Source organism: Variovorax sp. Varisp53 (assembly GCF_059491555.1).
This window is the reverse complement of sequence record NZ_CP168512.1, coordinates 4,118,839-4,134,588: the sequence shown is the minus strand read 5'-3', so window position 1 is coordinate 4,134,588 and position 15,750 is coordinate 4,118,839. Positions and strand designations below refer to the sequence as shown.

The following is a 15,750-nucleotide window of genomic DNA, read 5'->3' as shown; positions in this document are numbered from 1 at the left end:
CATGTGCGTGCGCCGGAATGCCAGCGCACCGGTTTGGTTTGCGGCACATTTTGCCGGTGTCAGGCCCGGGACAGGGCCGCGGGCGGTTTATTCCCGCTTGGCAAGCGGGCATGGCTTGGGTATGTTGGCGCGCATGAACGACGCTGCCATCCACCGCTGGTCCACCGACGCCGTGCCGCCCGCGCAGCGGCTGGACTACTGGGTGGGTGCGGTCTGCGAGGGCTTCCTGGAGATGGACGTGACCAGCCCGGTGGCGGGCAGCTTCGGCGCCACGCTGGAATCGGCGCCGCTGGGCCCCATCGTCGTCAACCAGGTGCGCGGCAGCGCGCAGGACGTCTACCGCACGCGCCGCGCCATTGCCCACAGCCGCAACAACTACTTCTACCTGCTGTGCAAGACTGACTCGGCCTGGGTGGCCGTGCAGGACGACCGCTCGGCGCGGCTGCTGCCGGGCGACGCGGTACTGGTCGATTCGCGCCGGCTCTACGAATTCCACCTGCTGCAGTCGGCGGACACCATCTCGCTCGAACTGCCGACCGCCTGGGTCGATGCGTGGATTCCCGACGCGGGCGACCAGGTGGCGCGGCGCATCGACGGGCATTCGAGCTGGGGTGGCGTGCTGTGCGGCTTCGTGCGGCAGCTCTCGCCGGAGCTGGCGGCCAGGCCGCCGATGCCCGCCGAACTGCTGAGCGACCAGCTCGGCGGCCTGCTGGCGCTGGCCACCGGCAGCGGCTTCGCGGATGCACCCGACAAGGGCAGGGCGGCACTGCGCCGCCGCGTGCTCGACGCCACGCGGGAGAGGCATGCGGAGCCGGGCCTGACGGCCGCGAGCGTGGCGCGCGGGCTGGGCATTTCGGAGCGCAGCCTGCATCGCTGCCTGGCTGGCGGCGGTGAAAGTGTCGCTGAGAGCTCCACCACCTTCGCTGTTGCGTTGGCCGGTTTCCGCATGGCGGCGGCGCGCCGCATGCTCGCTGATGCACGTTTCGACCGGCTGGGCATCGCCCAAATCGGGTATCGCGTGGGCCTGGCCGATGCTTCACACTTTGTTCGCCAATGCCGCGCGCACCTGGGCTCCACACCCGGCGAACTGCGGCGCCGGCGCTGAACTGGCGCGAACCGGCCATCCGCGTGGCAGGCATCGGCCATTCGCGGCATCGCCCTGTTCCTAAAGTTCCTCTCCATCGCAACAACGAAAGAGACACCCATGTCCGACACCTACGTTCTGGTCCACGGCGCGTGGCATACCGGCGCCGAGATCGAAGCCGTGGCCGACGGCCTGCGCGCAGCCGGCCACACCGCGTACTGCCCCACGCTCGCGGGCAACAACCCCGGCGACGACCGCGCCAGCACCACGCTGGAAGATGCGATCGCCTCGGCCGTGCGCTACATCGAGGAGAAGAACCTCACCGAGGTCCGCCTCGCGGGCCACAGCTACGGCGGCATGGTGATCTCGGGCGTGGCGGACCGCATCGCGCCGCGCCTGAAGCGGCTGGTGTACATCAACGCCTTCGTGCCGCTCGATGGCGAGTCGCTCAACGACATGGTGCCGCCGCCCTACGTCGCGATGTTCGACGCCGTGGCGGCGGCCAATGCCAACGCGGTGACCCTGCCTTTCGAGATCTGGCGGGAAGCCTTCATCAACGACGCCGACCTGGCGACCGCGCAGGCGGCCTACGAAAAGCTCAACCCGCATCCGTACCGCACCTTCACCGACAAGATCAGGCTGCGGCAGCCGCTGGCCGCGCTGGCGCTGGGCAAGTCGTACCTCAACTGCCAGCAGGACACCGCGATGCCGCACGGCATGCCGTGGCATCCGCGCCTGTCGGAGCGGCTGGGCCTGTTCCGCTTGGTGGAGTGCCCCGGCAGCCACGAGATGTTCTTCTCGAATCCAGGGCGGCTCGCGCAGGCGATCCTGGAGGCGGGGCGGGACTGACCCAGTCAGTTGCCGCCGAAGAGCGCGTCGTACACGCGGATGGATGCGTAGGCGTCGTTGGCCGCGTAGCGGATCTGCGCCTCGGTGAGCTGCCGGTTGGCCCAGTTCGACGTGGTCGCCTTGCGCGACTTGATGAAGCGGCGGTTGAACACCAGCGCCACGGCCGCCTTCACGCCGACCGACTTGCGGTAGCCGCGGTGGCGGAATTCGGTGTCGATGTCGAACACCGCCTTCGGCTCGATGCCGAGCCGCAGGCGGATCAGCGTGAGATCGCCCGAGAGGCCGAAGCCGACCTTGCGCAGCTCGGCCGAGGCGATCAGCGCGGCCACCACCGGGTTGCACTCGGTGCGGTGCAGCTGGAACAGCCACGCCGTGTCGCGCGTCGAGAACTGCACCACGTGCGGGCCGCCCGATACCTCGTTCTTCGCGAAGGTGGGCTTCGATTCGGTGTCGAAGCCGGCGATGCCGGCTGCCAGCAGCGTGGCGGCCGCGCGCTCGGCCTCCTGCAGCGTGGTGACGACGACGATGTCCTTGGGACCGAGGCCTTCGAAGGGTTCGAGCAGCGCGATCTGTTCGCGTTCGGGAAGGGGCGGGAGCGTCGGGTTGTGGGCGCTCACCGGGAGGCTGCCTTGCTTGTCTTTTTCTTCACTGCGGCTTTCCTGGCGGGTGTTTTCTTCGGCTTCGGCGGCTGGCCCGAGCGCAGCGCCGCCTCGTAGGCGCGGCGGCCCCAGAGTGCGGCTTCGTGCCGGTCCTCGAACAGGTCCGCCGGGGCTTGCCGGTACGACATCGGCATCGACTGGCCCTGGCGCACGTAGGTGAACGGCGGCAGGTCGAGCGCGTCGAAGTACGGCGCGCTCTCGGCATCCGACTTGAGGTAGAGCGTGTCGTTGGCCACGAGGGCGATCATGCGGTCCTCGTGCCACACGCCATGGCCGCCGAACATGCGGCGCGTGCGGATGCGGCCCAGGCGCTCGAAGGTTTCGTGCAGGCTATCGACGAAATCGCTCATGCCGTGATCTCGATGCGGTTGCCGTCCGGGTCCAGCACCACGCTTTCGTAGTAGCCGTCGCCGGTGCGGCGCGGGCCGTCGAGCAGCGGATGGCCGTCGGTCTTCAGGCGTTGCGTGAGTTCGTCGACTGCCGCGTCGGAGCCCACGCTGATCGCGAGGTGCGTCCAGCCCATGCGCTGTGCCCCGGCCTCCGCCGTCACGGGAGAGAGCGTGCTCGTCGTCATGGCCTCGATGCGTGCGCCGTCGCCAAGGCTCAGGAAGCACGAGGCAAAGCCCTTGGCCGGGTTGACGTAGCCCGCGCCGGCGGTGGCGCCGAAATAGTCGACATAGAAGCGCTTGCAGCGCTCGAGATCGGTGGTCCAGAGTGCGATGTGGTCGATGCGCATGGAGCGGGGAAAAATTGGAATGGATTCAGCCGATGCGCCATGGCGGGCGCGAGGGCGACCAATGGTAGGCGATGCGTTCGCGGCCGCTCGCCGGATGGCGGTCGACCGCGCCGCGCTGGAGGCCATAACGCTCGTAGAAGCGCTGCGCCGGCGTGTTGGTGGCGGCCACGTGCAGCCACCAGCCGGTCGGAAAGCGAACGCAGGCCTCGTCGAGCAAGGCCTTGCCCAAGCCCTGGTTGCGCAGGTGGGGCTCGACGAAGAGTTGCGCCACGTACTCGCTGCGCTCCAGCAGCACCATGAACGCCAGCACCTGCCCGTCGCGCTCCGCCAGCACCACGTCGGCGGGCGACCCGAATTCGGTCTGCACGCGGCGCAGCCAGTGGGCGATCGGTTCGATATGGGGGAGGCCCCGGTTGGCCGCGATCCACGCGCGGCGCCAGATGCCGGCCAGCACCATGTTCTCTTCGGCGGTGCCTTCGCGCGACCGCAGATGGAAGGCGGGAATTTGGGCGGCGGACATGTGTTTCATGATACGGCGCGAGGCCGCCGCGGTCGATGAGGCTTTACGCGCGCAGCGTTTGCGCGTGGTGCGCGATGTGGTCGGCCATGAAGCTCTGGATGAAGTAGTAGCCGTGGTCGTAGCCCGCGTGGCGGCGCAGCGTGAGCGGCTGGCCGGCTGCGAAGCAGGCGGCCTCGAACGCCTCGGGGTGCAACTGCTCGGCGAGGAACTTGTCGGCCAGGCCCTGGTCGACGAGGATGCCTTGCGGGTAGGGCGCCGCGACCTGCGATTTCATGAGCGCGCTGGCGTCGTGCGCCAGCCACTGGGCGCGGTCGGCGCCGGGGCGGCCCAGGTAGCCGCCGAACGCCTTCTCGCCCCATGGGCACTGCGTGGGGGCGCAGATCGGCGCAAAGGCCGAGAGCGACTTGAAGCGCCCCGGATGCCGCAGCGCCAGCGTGAGTGCACCGTGGCCGCCCATCGAGTGGCCGGAGATGCCGATGCGCTCGCCATCGATGGCGAAGTGCCGGGCCACCAGCGGCAGCAGCTCGTGCACGATCCAGCTTTCCATGCGCCAGTGCGTGGCCCAGGGTTCGCGCGTGGCGTCGAGGTAGAAGCCGGCGCCGATGCCGAAGTCCCAGTCGTCCTTCGCGCCGGGCACGCATTCGACGGCAGGGCCGCGCGGGCTGGTGTCGGGCGCGATCAGCGCGATGCCCAGGCTCGCGGCCATGCGCTGTGCGCCGGCCTTCACCGCGAAGGTTTCCTCGTTGCAGGTCAGGCCCGCGAGGTAGAGCAGGGCGGGCACGCGCTCGTGTGCGACCTGCGGCGGCAGGTACACCGAGAAGCGCATCGGCAGGCCGATTTCATGCGAGCGGTGCTCGTGGAAGCTTTGCGCGCCGCCGAAGGCATGGTGTTCGGAAAGGGTCTTGGGGCTGTTGTCGGTCATTGCGGGTTCTGGCTGCGCAGGGCGGGCACGAGTTCGAGCACGGCATCGGCAAAGACGCGCGGTGCTTCCTGCGGCATGTTGTGGCCCACGCCGGGCACAAGGCGGTGCGAACGCGGCCCGCTGAAGCGGTGCGCGTGCGCCGCTGCGTCGGCGGGCGGGCGCACGCCGTCGTCGAGGCCGTCGAAGGTGATGGTGGGCACTGTGATCGTGGGTTGGGCCGACAGGCGGCGTTCGATATACGCATAGGCCGGGTCGCCCGGCACGAGGCCGAAGCGATGGCGGTACGACTGGATTACCACGTCCACGAAGTCGGGATGGTCGAAGGCGGCGGCGCTGCGCTCGAAAGTGGCGTCATCGAATTTCCACGTGGGCGACCACAGCTTCCACAGCAGCTTCGTGAGCGCCTTGCGGTCTTTCCCGAGGCCGGCGCGGCCGCGCTCGCTGTGGAAGTAGTACTGGTACCAGAGGCTGTGCTCGTTGGCCGGCGTGTCTGGCTCCATCGCCTTGGCAATGTCCTGGATGTTGTAGCTGTTGAAGGACACCAGCCCCGCGACGCGTTCGGGCCACAGCGCCGCGACCACGCAGGCGGCGCGGCCGCCCCAGTCGTAGCCGGCCAGCACCGCGCGCTCGATCTTCAGCGCATCGAGCAGCGCGAGCAGGTCGGCGCCCAGCGCGGCCTGCTCGCCCGAGCGCGGCGTGGCCTCGCTCAGGAAGCGCGTGGCGCCGTAGCCGCGCAGGTACGGCACGATCGCGCGGCAGCCCTGGTCGGCCAGCATCGGCGCGACTTCGGCATACGTGTGGATGTCGTACGGAAAGCCGTGCATCAGCAGCACCGGCGGGCCATCGGCGGGGCCGGTTTCGAAGTACGCGACTTCGAGCACACCGGCCTCGATCTTGCGCAAGGGCTCCATGCGGGTCATGGCCGGTGCCTCCAGCGGTCTTAGTAAAGGACGACGCCGCGGATGGACTCGCCGCGCTTCATCAGATCGAAGCCCTTGTTGATGTCTTCCAGCGGCATGGTGTGCGTGATGAGGCTGTCGATGTCGATCTTGCCTTCCATGTACCAGTCGACGATCTTCGGCACGTCGGTGCGTCCGCGCGCACCGCCGAAGGCCGAGCCTTCCCACTTGCGGCCGGTGACCAGCTGGAACGGACGGGTGCTGATCTCCGCACCCGCCTCGGCCACGCCGATGATGATGCTGCGGCCCCAGCCCTTGTGCGTGCACTCGAGCGCCTGGCGCATCACCTTGGTGTTGCCGATGCACTCGAAGCTGTAGTCGGCGCCGCCGTCGGTCAGCTGCACGATGGCGTCGACGACGTTCTCGGTGTCCTTCGGGTTGATGAAGTGCGTCATGCCGAACTTGCGCGCCATGGCCTCACGCTCGGGGTTCAGATCGACGCCGATGATCTTGTCGGCGCCCACCATCTTCGCGCCCTGGATCACGTTCAGCCCGATGCCGCCGAGGCCGAACACCACCACGTTGGCGCCGGCTTCCACCTTGGCCGTGAAGATCACCGCGCCGATGCCGGTGGTGACACCGCAGCCGATGTAGCAGACCTTGTCGAAGGGCGCATCCTCGCGGATCTTGGCCAGCGAGATCTCGGGCGCGACCGTGTAGTTGCTGAAGGTCGAGGTGCCCATATAGTGGAAGATGGGTTTGCCGTCGAGGCTGAAGCGCGAGGTGGCATCGGGCATCAGGCCCTTGCCCTGCGTGCCGCGGATCAGCTGGCACAGGTTGGTCTTGCGGCTCAGGCAGAACTTGCACTGGCGGCATTCGGGCGTGTAGAGCGGGATGACGTGGTCACCCTTCTTGAGCGTGGTGACGCCGGGGCCCACGTCGACCACGATGCCCGCGCCTTCATGGCCGAGGATGGCCGGGAAGATGCCTTCGGGGTCGGCGCCCGAGAGGGTGTAGTAGTCGGTGTGGCAGATGCCGGTGGCCTTGATCTCGACGAGCACCTCGCCGAACTTCGGGCCTTCGAGGTCCACGGTTTCGATGGTGAGTGGGGCTCCGGATTTCCAGGCGACGGCGGCTTTGGTTTTCATGGTGTTCGGTCTTCAGAAGCGGGGATGGATGAGGATTCTCAGGCAGGGCCAGCAGGGAAGATACCCGACATGCCGATGAACCCGGGCAGGTGGCGGAAATCCCAGACCCAGTTTCGCAGCGCGGGAAACTCGTCGAGCGAAATGCCGCCCTCGCCGGCGAGCGCGACATACGGGAAGCAGGCAAGGTCGGCAACGGTCGGATCGGGTGCCGAGGCCAGCCAGTGCAGCCCGGCGCTCGCCTGTTCGGCGAGATGGTCGTCGAGCATGCGGAACACTGCGCGCGCGCCGCTGCGGCAGGCCTCGATGTCGAGGTGGTGATAGCCGAGCGCATCGTGCAGCCGCGCGGCCGATGCCGTGCGCGTGATCTCGTCGGCGGTGGCGAGCCACATCGCGATCTGGCCGCGCAGCTTCGCGTCGCAGGGATACCACCGGCCTTGCGTGTCGTAGAAGCTTGCGAGGTACACAAGGATGGCTTGCGCATCGCGCAGCAGGAAGCCGTCGTCGTCGAGCACCGGGAGCTGGCCGAGCGGGTTGACGTTTGCAATGAACGCGGCGGACTTGTGTTCGCGTCCCGGAAAGAAATCGACCGGCACCGTGTCGTACGCGATGCCCAGCCAAGCCAGCATCTGCCGCACCTTGAAGCAGTTGCCCGACAGCGGGTAGTCGTAGAGCTTGATCGTCGTCGTCATGCCGCTGCCCTCACGCCGAAGCGCATGCCGCGCTCGCGCAACCAGCGCCGGTAGGTGACGGAGGAGGTGTCGCCGCGCGTCGGTGTCTCGGCGCGGCCTTCGAGCGGCATACGCTTGAAGGCATGGTTCTCGAGGATCGGCTTGTCCTGGCCGAAGATGGTGTGCTGGAAGGCGATGAGCTCGGCATTGGTGGAGTCTTCGTCGTAGCAGGCGAGGACGGTGTGGGCGATCACGTGTTCGTCGTCGACGGGCTGCAGGAAGAGGCCGATCGCGTCGAGTTCGCCCGCGCGAAAACTCGACTTGTAGAGCATGGCCGAGAAGGGCTGCATCACGCGGTACTTGTAGAACACCTCGCTGCCCGAATCGTGCGCGGCCGAGGCGCGCGGCTGCCAGAAGCGGCAGTCGGTGGCCCAGATCTCGCCGGTGCCGGGATCGACCTGCACCTCGTATTGCGCCACCTCGGTGTGCGGCACCTTGCCGAGGTAGTCGGCGTGCACGAAGGGAAAGTGCGCCATGTCGAGAAAGTTCTCGATCACGCGCAGCCCCGACACCGCCACGCCGATGCCGCCGCAGTCGACGATGCGGCGGCCGGGCTCGGCGTATTCCGGAAACTCGAAGAGGGGACGCGCGGGGCGGCCGCTCGGGCAGACCCAGAGATAGCCGTACCGCGACTGCGCGGCGAGCGGCCGGTCGCCGAGGCGGCAGTGAGGCGTGCCATCGGCATCGGTGCAGAGTTGCACGGTTTCGCCCAGCAGGCGGGTCGTCCGGGGCATGGGCGCGGCAGGCCCGACGACCAGCCAGTCGTCGAGCATGTTGGGATCGTCTGTGACGAAGGGCATGGTGGTTCCTTCAGCCTTGTGGTTGTGCTTCGAACTCGGAGCGCAGGTTCCGCGCGGCCGCGTGCAGCGTCTTCATCGCGCTGGAGCCGGGGGCGGCCTCTGTCCACAGGTGGACGAAGGTGAGCCGGGGCTGCGCTTCGAGCAGCAGCGCGACGGTCTTCACCTCGTTGAGCGTGCCCTGCCAGGCACCCGACCCAGCGTCGATGGCGAAGCCCTGCCGTGCGAGGGCTTCGCGCACGGCCTGCGCGCCGGCGCGGACGGTCAGCGTGCGGCAAAAGTGCCAGCCGGCCGGTACGGCGCCGGCCAGCGACGGCGGCGCAGCCGAGATGTCTTGCGCAAGGTTGACCCACAGCATGCCCGCGGCATCCACCGCGGCGAACACCTTGGCGCAGACGTTGCGCGGCGCCTGCATGGCCGGGTGGGCCGGAATGTGGGTGCACTGTCCGCTGCCCGCGGCGTACTGCCAGCCGTGGTAGGCGCAGGAGAGGCGGTTTTCGATCACCCGGCCGAGCGTGAGGCGCACGCTGCGGTGCGGGCACCGGTTTTCCCACGCCTGGGCGGCGCCGTCGGCCGAGCGCCAGAGCGCGAGTTCCTGGCCTTCCGCGAAGCCGGCGACGATGTTGGCGCCGGCGCGCACGCCGGCGGAGGGTTCCACTGGATGCCAGGTGCAAGCGTGTGGATTCGTCATGTTGCCCCGGTTGAAAGCAGGGTACGTCGGGTAGCGCTGTGCATCGGGGTTTTCTCCAGTCGTGGGAGCTCGGGGCTCGGTGGGGATGGCATAGCATTCGGTGTGCCGCCAGCAAGCACCGAACCTACCGTTTCTGTTCCCCTGATGAAAGCCAAATGCCGAGACGCAACTTTTCATTCCTGAAACGCTGGCCCGCATGAGCCGCATCGATCTCGCGCTGATCGAAGCCTTCGTGCTCGTCGTGCAGAGCGGCAGCCTGACGAAGGCCGAGAGCCTGTCGGGCGTGTCCAAGGCCACGCTGAGCCGCCAGCTCACGCGGCTGGAGGAACTGCTGGGTGCGCAACTGCTGATGCGCAGTTCGCGCAGCGTCGCGCCGACCGAGGCGGGGCGCGCGTTCTTCGCGCGCTGCGAAGGACTGCTCGACGAGGTGACGGGCCGGCTGGAAACGGCGTGCACCGAAATCCAGGAGATCACGGCCGGCGTCTCGGGCAGCCTGTCGCTGCTGTCCGATACCCAGTTCAGCACCTCCTTCGTCTGCCATGTGGTGAAGCTGTTCCTCGAATCGCACCCCAACGTGCGCTGCCACCTCGACGTGGCGAGCCGCCTGAACGCGCCGCAGATCGGCGAGGTGGACTGCTATGTCTGCTCGGAGCCGCCCGATGTGCCGAACCTCGTTGCCAAGCTGCTTGGGCGGCTGAATTACGGCCTCTATGCGAGCCCGCAGTACCTGGAACGGCAGGGCACGCCACAGGCGCCCGACGAGCTGCTGCGCCATCGGTCGATCGTGATGAAGGAGGGCTCAGGGCCATCCCAGGTGCTGCTGGTGTCGGGCGCGTCGGGCAGCTATGCGTTTCGCCCGGAGCCGGCTTTCGAGACCAACGACCACTGGGTGATGAAGACCTTCTGCATCGACGGCTTCGGCATCGCGTTGCTGCCAGCCTTTTTCGCCCGGCCCGAAGTGGCGCAGGGCGTGCTGGTGCCGGTGTTGCCGCAATGGCAGCCGGAGCCGCGGCGCATCTACTGCGCCTTCCAGCGGCAGCGCTACATGGGGCAGAAGCTGCGGGCGTTCGTCGATCTCATGGCGCGCTGCGTGGTCGACATCGATTCGTACAACTACTACGTCGGCTCGTCCGCAGCCAGGCCGCCCCGGGCGGTCGCGAGACCATAATGGAGGTCGCCTGACGCCTCATCCATCATGAAGAAAATACTCGTCCTCAACGGCCCCAATCTCAACCTGCTCGGCACTCGCGAGCCCGAACAGTACGGACGCGACACGCTGGCCGATGTCGAGCGCCTGTGCAAGGACACGGGCGCGAAGCTCGGCGTCGAGATCGAATGCCGCCAGTCGAACCACGAAGGCGTGCTGGTCGACTGGATCCAGGAAGCCGGCCGTGAAGTTGCTGCCGGCAACATGCTCGGCGTAGTGATGAACCCCGGTGCCTACACGCACACCTCGATCGCGCTGCACGATGCGATCAAGGGCGCGAGCGTGCCGCTGATCGAACTGCACATCTCGAACGTGCATGCGCGCGAGGAGTTTCGGCACAAGTCGTACATCTCGCCTGCGGCGCGCGGGATCATCGTGGGGCTGGGCGTGAAGGGCTACACGCTTGCTATCGCGGCCTTGGTTCCCTGAGGGGAGTTTTCGCGGAACACCGCGAAACCGGCTTTGCCAGGCCGCTGGTGTTGCCCCCTGCAAGGGGGTTGGCTTAATACTGCTGCTTGGGCGCCGCGGCCTTCCAGCTGCGGCTGATGCGCCCGGCGCTGTCGATGCTTTCCAGGTGCACGTCGAAACCCCAGAGCCGCGCGACGTGCTTCAGCACTTCTTCCGCCCCGTCGTGCAGGGGCAGGTTGTTGCGCTGCGTGTGGCGCAGCGTCAGCGAGCGGTCGCCGCGCGTGGCCACGCTCCACACCTGAATGTCGGGTTCGCGGCTGCTGATGTCGTACTGGCGTGAGAGCGATTCGCGCAATGCGTGGTAGCCGCTGTCGTCGTGGATGGCGGACACCTCGAGCTCGGCCTCGCTCTGGTAGTCGCGGATCGAGAACAGGCGGAAGTCGCGCATCGTCTTCGGGCTCAGGAACTGGCCGATGAAGCTCTCGTCCTTGAAGTTGCGCATCGCGTAGTCGAGCGTCTTGACCCAGTCGGTGCCCGCGAAATCGGGGAACCAGCGGCGGTCTTCCTCGGTCGGCTTCTCGCACACGCGGCGCAGGTCGGTCATCATCGCGAAGCCGAGGGCATAGGGGTTGATGCCACTGTAGGCGCGGTGGCCCACCGGCGGCTGGAAGATCACGCCCGTGTGCGAGCTGAGCCACTCCATCATGAAGCCGTCCGCCAGCTGGCCGCGGTCGTACATTGTGTTGAGCAGCGTGTAGTGCCAGAAGGTGGCCCAGCCTTCGTTCATGACCTGCGTCTGGCGCTGCGGATAGAAGTACTGTGCGATCTTGCGCACGATGCGCACCACCTCGCGCTGCCAGGGTTCGAGCAGCGCGGCGTTCTTCTCGATGAAGTAGAGCAGGTTCTCCTGCGGCTCCGACGGAAAGCGCCGCGCTGCATCGGACTCGGCCGCTTGCTCGGCCCGCCGGGGCAGCGTGCGCCAGAGGTCGTTCACCTGCTGCTGCATGTGGCGTTCGCGGTCGGCGCGCTGGATGCTTTCCTGCGCCAGCGAACGCTTCTGCGGACGCCGATAGCGGTCGACGCCGTAGTTCATCAGCGCATGGCAGGAGTCGAGCAGTTCTTCCACCGCATCGAGGCCGTGGCGCTCCTCGCACTCGGCGATGTAGTGCCGCGCATATACCAGGTAATCGATGATGGACGAGGCGTCGGTCCACATCCGGAACAGGTAGTTGCCCTTGAAGAAACTGTTGTGGCCGTAGGCCGCGTGCGCGATCACCAGGGCCTGCATGGCCATGGTGTTCTCTTCCATCAGGTAGGCGATGCACGGATCGGAGTTGATGACGATCTCGTAGGCCAACCCCATGTGGCCGCGCTTGTAGTTCTTCTCGGTCGAGATGAACTGTTTGCCGTACGACCAGTGGCGGTAGATCATGGGCATGCCCACGCTGGCGTAGGCGTCCATCATCTGCTCGGCGGTGATGACTTCGAGCTGGTTCGGGTACACGTCGAGGCCGTAGCCCTTGGCGGTAAGGGCGATCTCGGTGTGGTAGGTCTCGATGAGTTCGAAGGTCCAGTCGGAAGGGCTGGGCAGGCGGTCTAGCACTCGTTCGGTGATCATGATGCCACCCCTTCCTTCTTGAACAGGTCGCGGAACACCGGGTAGATGTCTTGCGCGTCCGACACCTTGCGCATCGCAAAGTTGGGCTCGACGCCTTCGAGCTGCTGGTATTCCTGCCACAGGTTCTGCTCGGTCTCGGCCACCTGCACGTAGGCGTAATAGCGCACCACGGGCAGGATGTCGTTGACCAGCAGCTCGCGGCAGCGGCCGCTGTCCTGGTGCCAGTTGTCGCCGTCGCTGGCCTGCGCGCCGTACACGTTCCATTCTCCGCTCGGATAGCGTGCCTTGATGATCTCGTCCATCAGCACCAGCGCGCTCGACACCACGGTGCCGCCGGTTTCCGTGGCGTGGAAGAACTCTTCTTCCGTCACCTCCTGCGCCTGCGTGTGATGGCGCAGGAACACGAGGTCGATGGTCTCGTAGTGCCGCGTGAGAAACATGTAGAGCAGCATGAAGAAGCGCTTGGCCATGTCCTTGCGCGCTTCGTCCATCGAGCCCGACACGTCCATCAGGCAGAACATCACGGCCTTGGCGCTGGGCACGGGCGTCTTCACGCGGTTGCGGTAGCGCAGGTCGATGGGGTCGATGTAGGGCACGTGCCGCATGGTGCGGCGCAGCTCGGCTATCTGCTCTTCGGTCTCGCGTATTTCCTTCTGGATGAGCGCCTGGTCGGCCTGCGGGTGCTGCTTCAGGTGTTCGAGGTGCGCTTCGAGGCGCTTGAGCTCCTTGCGAGGCTCGCCGCCCAGCGCGATGCGGCGGGCGAGCGCGCCGCGCATCGAGCGCACCACGTGCAGGTTGTTGGGCGAGCCGTCGCTCGTGAAGCCGGCCCGGTGGCTCTTCCACTCGGGCACGTCGGCGATCTGCGTGCGGATGAGGTGCGGCAGAGCGAGGTCGTCGAAGAACACGCGCATGAACTCTTCGCGCGTCAGGCGGAAGACGAAATCGTCCTCGCCTTCGCCGCTGTCGCCGGCCTCGCCGCTGCCGGAGCCGCTGCTGCTCCCTCCTTCGGGGCGCTTGATGCGGTCGCCCTTCAGGTACTCCTGGTTGCCCGGATGCACGTATTCGCGGTCGCCGCCGCGCGCGTGCCCGAACACCGGTTCGGACACATCGTGGCGCGGCAGGGTCACATCTTCGCCTTGCTCCAGTTCGCGGATGTTGCGGCCGCTGACGGCGCGCCTCACCGCTTCCTGGATCTGCCCCTTGTAGCGCCGGAGGAAGCGCTCGCGGTTGCCAATGGACTTGTTCTTGCCCGATAGCCGGCGGTCGATGATCTGCTGCAGGATGGCCACGATGGTTTCAGAGCTCCTTGCAAAAAGAGGACGAACGAAGGGTCGTCGTTATGAACTCTTGCGCACTCGCAGGTACCACTCGCAGAGCAGGCGAACCTGCTTGGCCGTATAGCCCTTCTCGACCATGCGGGTCACGAAGTCTTCGTGCTTCTTCTGCTCGTCGGCGCTGCTCTTGGTATTGAAGCTGATCACCGGCAGAAGCTCTTCGGTATTGGAGAACATCTTCTTCTCGATCACCGAACGCAGTTTTTCGTAGCTGGTCCACGCCGGGTTGCGCCCCGCGTTGCCAGCTCGCGCGCGCAGTACGAAGTTGACGATCTCGTTGCGGAAGTCCTTTGGGTTGCCGATGCCTGCCGGCCGCTCGATCTTCTCGAGTTCGGCATTGAGCGATGCGCGGTCGAAGACTTCGCCGGTGTCCACGTCGCGGAACTCCTGGTCCTGGATCCAGTAGTCGGCGTAGGTCACATACCGGTCGAAGATGTTCTGGCCATACTCGCTGTAGCTCTCGAGGTAGGCAGTCTGGATCTCCTTGCCGATGAACTCGGCATAGCGCGGCGCCAGCAGTTCCTTGATGTAGCTGATGTACTTCTGCTCGACCTCCGGCGCGAACTGCTCGCGCTCGATCTGCTGTTCGAGCACGTACATCAGGTGCACCGGGTTCGCGGCCACTTCGGAGCTGTCGAAGTTGAAGACCTTAGAGATGATCTTGAAGGCGAAGCGCGTGGAGACGCCGCTCATGCCCTCGTCGACGCCCGCGTAGTCGCGGTACTCCTGGATCGACTTGGCCTTGGGGTCGGTGTCCTTGAGGTTCTCGCCGTCGTACACCTGCATCTTGCTGAAGGTGCTGGAGTTCTCGGGCTCCTTCAGGCGCGTGAGCACCGAGAGCTGGGCCATCATGCGCAGCGTTCCGGGGGCGCAGGGCGCCTGGGCCAGCGACGAGTTGCGCACCAGCTTCTCGTAGATCTTGATTTCTTCCGAGGCGCGCAGGCAGTACGGCACCTTGACGATGTAGATGCGATCGAGGAAAGCCTCGTTGTTCTTGTTGTTGCGGAAGGCCTTCCACTCGCTCTCGTTGCTGTGCGCGAGCACGATGCCGTCGAACGGGATGGCGCCGAAGCCTTCCGTGCCCTTGAAGTTGCTTTCCTGCGTGGCGGTCAGCAGCGGGTGGAGCACCTTGATGGGTGCCTTGAACATTTCCACGAACTCCAGCAGGCCCTGGTTCGCGAGGCACAGGCCGCCGGAGTAGGCATACGCGTCCGGATCGTCCTGGGCATAGGTCTCGAGCTTGCGGATGTCGACCTTGCCGACCAGCGAGGAGATGTCCTGGTTGTTCTCGTCGCCGGGCTCGGTCTTGGCGACGGCGATCTGCCGCAGCACGGACGGGAAGCGCTTGACGACCTTGAACTGGCGGATGTCGCCACCGTACTCCTCGAGCCGCTTGACGGCCCAGGGCGAGAGAATTCGGTTCAGGTAACGGCGTGGAATGCCGTATTCCTTTTCAAGGATCTCGCCGTCCTCGATCGAGTCGAAGAGGCCGAGCGGGGATTCGTTGACCGGCGAACCCTGAATCGCGTAGAAGGGCACGTGCTCCATGAGCTGCTTCAGGCGCTCGGCGATCGAGCTCTTGCCGCCACCGACCGGACCCAGCAGGTAAAGGATTTGCTTCTTTTCTTCCAGCCCCTGGGCGGCGTGGCGGAAATAGGACACCACTTGTTCTATGGCGTCTTCCATGCCATAGAACTCCTTGAACGCCGGATAGATCTTGATGACCTTGTTCGCGAAGATGCGCGAAAGGCGGGGGTCGTTGCGCGTGTCGACCAGCTCGGGATCGCCGATGGCCTTGAGCATGCGCTCCGACGCGGTGGCATAGGCCGTGGGATCGCGCTTGCAGATGTCCAGGTAGTCCTGCAGCGAGATGACTTCCTCGCGGGTGCGCTCGTAGCGGGCGGCAAAGTTGCTGATCACATCCATGGTCACGCCTCCATCAAGTCTGTGGGCTTTTGGCCCGATGGCTTGCAGCAAAGGCCTTGTGCAACACTTAAAGGTTGCCTGCCCATGGCTGCATGCCGCGGAAAACTCCCTTACTACAATCTGCTAACAATCAGCATAAAGCAAAGATTGAACCTGGCAAATCATTTGTAAATTCAGAACCACACCGGCAAGTAAAGTTCCACAAAAAACAAGGAACTACTTTT

At 66.1% G+C, this 15,750-nt stretch carries 17 protein-coding genes; 4 read left to right on the top strand and 13 right to left on the bottom strand.

The features are described from left to right. Positions 1–133 precede the first annotated feature (133 nt). On the top strand, positions 134–1,105 hold the full coding sequence (locus ACEOAB_RS19385; RefSeq protein ID WP_056590411.1) for an AraC-like ligand-binding domain-containing protein: 972 nt from the start codon (positions 134–136) through the stop codon (positions 1,103–1,105). Positions 1,106–1,204: 99 nt separating this feature from the next. Continuing rightward, entirely contained in the window at positions 1,205–1,933 is a 729-nt protein-coding gene (locus tag ACEOAB_RS19380; protein ID WP_413749331.1) for an alpha/beta fold hydrolase, read from the top strand. Between the two features lie 5 nt (positions 1,934–1,938). Here ACEOAB_RS19380 and ACEOAB_RS19375 read toward each other — a convergent pair whose 3' ends face one another. From ACEOAB_RS19375 to ACEOAB_RS19330, 10 genes are read right to left on the bottom strand one after another with little or no spacing between them, the layout of a single operon-like run. After that, positions 1,939–2,550: a 3'-5' exonuclease gene (locus tag ACEOAB_RS19375; protein ID WP_413749330.1), complete on the bottom strand. Its 612-nt coding sequence runs from the start codon at positions 2,548–2,550 to the stop codon at positions 1,939–1,941. Next, positions 2,547–2,942 (bottom strand): TfoX/Sxy family protein, encoded by a 396-nt coding sequence (locus ACEOAB_RS19370; RefSeq protein WP_056590016.1) that lies wholly within the window; start codon positions 2,940–2,942, stop codon positions 2,547–2,549. The genes ACEOAB_RS19375 and ACEOAB_RS19370 overlap by 4 nt, the downstream gene beginning before the upstream one ends. Beyond that, the gene (locus ACEOAB_RS19365) at positions 2,939–3,328 is read right to left on the bottom strand and encodes a VOC family protein (RefSeq protein ID WP_056590019.1); all 390 of its coding nucleotides are present in this window, start codon (positions 3,326–3,328) and stop codon (positions 2,939–2,941) included. The genes ACEOAB_RS19370 and ACEOAB_RS19365 overlap by 4 nt, the downstream gene beginning before the upstream one ends. Before the next feature lie 25 nt (positions 3,329–3,353). Next, entirely contained in the window at positions 3,354–3,848 is a 495-nt protein-coding gene (locus tag ACEOAB_RS19360; protein ID WP_235507899.1) for a GNAT family N-acetyltransferase, read from the bottom strand. 43 nt (positions 3,849–3,891) lie between these two features. Beyond that, the gene (gene fghA / locus ACEOAB_RS19355; protein ID WP_413749329.1) at positions 3,892–4,770 is read right to left on the bottom strand and encodes an S-formylglutathione hydrolase; all 879 of its coding nucleotides are present in this window, start codon (positions 4,768–4,770) and stop codon (positions 3,892–3,894) included. After that, positions 4,767–5,690 carry an alpha/beta fold hydrolase gene (locus ACEOAB_RS19350; RefSeq protein WP_495653049.1) on the bottom strand — a complete coding sequence of 308 codons (924 nt, stop codon included), beginning with the start codon at positions 5,688–5,690 and terminating at the stop codon, positions 4,767–4,769. The genes fghA and ACEOAB_RS19350 overlap by 4 nt, the downstream gene beginning before the upstream one ends. A 20-nt stretch (positions 5,691–5,710) precedes the next feature. Next, positions 5,711–6,817, bottom strand: a complete 1,107-nt coding sequence (locus ACEOAB_RS19345) for an S-(hydroxymethyl)glutathione dehydrogenase/class III alcohol dehydrogenase (protein ID WP_056590032.1) — start codon at positions 6,815–6,817, stop codon at positions 5,711–5,713. A gap of 38 nt (positions 6,818–6,855) precedes the next feature. Continuing rightward, positions 6,856–7,506 carry a glutathione S-transferase family protein gene (locus ACEOAB_RS19340; protein WP_413749327.1) on the bottom strand — a complete coding sequence of 217 codons (651 nt, stop codon included), beginning with the start codon at positions 7,504–7,506 and terminating at the stop codon, positions 6,856–6,858. Then, positions 7,503–8,345 carry an aromatic ring-hydroxylating dioxygenase subunit alpha gene (locus ACEOAB_RS19335; RefSeq protein ID WP_413749326.1) on the bottom strand — a complete coding sequence of 281 codons (843 nt, stop codon included), beginning with the start codon at positions 8,343–8,345 and terminating at the stop codon, positions 7,503–7,505. The genes ACEOAB_RS19340 and ACEOAB_RS19335 overlap by 4 nt, the downstream gene beginning before the upstream one ends. A 10-nt stretch (positions 8,346–8,355) precedes the next feature. Next, entirely contained in the window at positions 8,356–9,000 is a 645-nt protein-coding gene (locus ACEOAB_RS19330) for a Rieske 2Fe-2S domain-containing protein (RefSeq protein WP_413749325.1), read from the bottom strand. A 229-nt stretch (positions 9,001–9,229) separates the two neighbouring features. On the opposite strand from ACEOAB_RS19330, the gene ACEOAB_RS19325 reads away from it, so the two are divergent. Together ACEOAB_RS19325 and aroQ are read left to right on the top strand one after the other, a co-directional pair. Next, on the top strand, positions 9,230–10,201 hold the full coding sequence (locus ACEOAB_RS19325; RefSeq protein WP_413749324.1) for a LysR family transcriptional regulator: 972 nt from the start codon (positions 9,230–9,232) through the stop codon (positions 10,199–10,201). A 27-nt stretch (positions 10,202–10,228) separates the two neighbouring features. After that, positions 10,229–10,669 carry a type II 3-dehydroquinate dehydratase gene (gene aroQ, locus ACEOAB_RS19320; RefSeq protein ID WP_007835124.1) on the top strand — a complete coding sequence of 147 codons (441 nt, stop codon included), beginning with the start codon at positions 10,229–10,231 and terminating at the stop codon, positions 10,667–10,669. Positions 10,670–10,742: 73 nt separating this feature from the next. Here aroQ and ACEOAB_RS19315 read toward each other — a convergent pair whose 3' ends face one another. From ACEOAB_RS19315 to ACEOAB_RS19305, 3 genes are read right to left on the bottom strand one after another with little or no spacing between them, the layout of a single operon-like run. After that, positions 10,743–12,266, bottom strand: a complete 1,524-nt coding sequence (locus ACEOAB_RS19315; protein ID WP_413749323.1) for a SpoVR family protein — start codon at positions 12,264–12,266, stop codon at positions 10,743–10,745. Continuing rightward, positions 12,263–13,555, bottom strand: a complete 1,293-nt coding sequence (locus ACEOAB_RS19310; RefSeq protein ID WP_007835132.1) for a YeaH/YhbH family protein — start codon at positions 13,553–13,555, stop codon at positions 12,263–12,265. The genes ACEOAB_RS19315 and ACEOAB_RS19310 overlap by 4 nt, the downstream gene beginning before the upstream one ends. A gap of 48 nt (positions 13,556–13,603) precedes the next feature. After that, positions 13,604–15,526, bottom strand: a complete 1,923-nt coding sequence (locus ACEOAB_RS19305; protein WP_056590049.1) for a PrkA family serine protein kinase — start codon at positions 15,524–15,526, stop codon at positions 13,604–13,606. Between the last annotated feature and the right edge of the window lie 224 nt (positions 15,527–15,750).

Bases quoted from the DNA above. Each gene is read 5' to 3' on its own strand.
- ACEOAB_RS19340 (WP_413749327.1), bottom strand. From the start codon at position 7,506: ATGACGACGACGATCAAGCTCTACGACTACCCGCTGTCGGGCAACTGC.
- ACEOAB_RS19345 (WP_056590032.1), bottom strand. From the start codon at position 6,817: ATGAAAACCAAAGCCGCCGTCGCCTGGAAATCCGGAGCCCCACTCACC.
- ACEOAB_RS19335 (WP_413749326.1), bottom strand. From the start codon at position 8,345: ATGCCCTTCGTCACAGACGATCCCAACATGCTCGACGACTGGCTGGTC.
- fghA (WP_413749329.1), bottom strand. From the start codon at position 4,770: ATGACCGACAACAGCCCCAAGACCCTTTCCGAACACCATGCCTTCGGC.
- ACEOAB_RS19325 (WP_413749324.1), top strand. From the start codon at position 9,230: ATGAGCCGCATCGATCTCGCGCTGATCGAAGCCTTCGTGCTCGTCGTG.
- ACEOAB_RS19370 (WP_056590016.1), bottom strand. From the start codon at position 2,942: ATGAGCGATTTCGTCGATAGCCTGCACGAAACCTTCGAGCGCCTGGGC.
- ACEOAB_RS19315 (WP_413749323.1), bottom strand. From the start codon at position 12,266: ATGATCACCGAACGAGTGCTAGACCGCCTGCCCAGCCCTTCCGACTGG.
- ACEOAB_RS19365 (WP_056590019.1), bottom strand. From the start codon at position 3,328: ATGCGCATCGACCACATCGCACTCTGGACCACCGATCTCGAGCGCTGC.
- ACEOAB_RS19305 (WP_056590049.1), bottom strand. From the start codon at position 15,526: ATGGATGTGATCAGCAACTTTGCCGCCCGCTACGAGCGCACCCGCGAG.
- ACEOAB_RS19360 (WP_235507899.1), bottom strand. From the start codon at position 3,848: ATGTCCGCCGCCCAAATTCCCGCCTTCCATCTGCGGTCGCGCGAAGGC.
- ACEOAB_RS19350 (WP_495653049.1), bottom strand. From the start codon at position 5,690: ATGACCCGCATGGAGCCCTTGCGCAAGATCGAGGCCGGTGTGCTCGAA.
- ACEOAB_RS19385 (WP_056590411.1), top strand. From the start codon at position 134: ATGAACGACGCTGCCATCCACCGCTGGTCCACCGACGCCGTGCCGCCC.
- ACEOAB_RS19380 (WP_413749331.1), top strand. From the start codon at position 1,205: ATGTCCGACACCTACGTTCTGGTCCACGGCGCGTGGCATACCGGCGCC.
- aroQ (WP_007835124.1), top strand. From the start codon at position 10,229: ATGAAGAAAATACTCGTCCTCAACGGCCCCAATCTCAACCTGCTCGGC.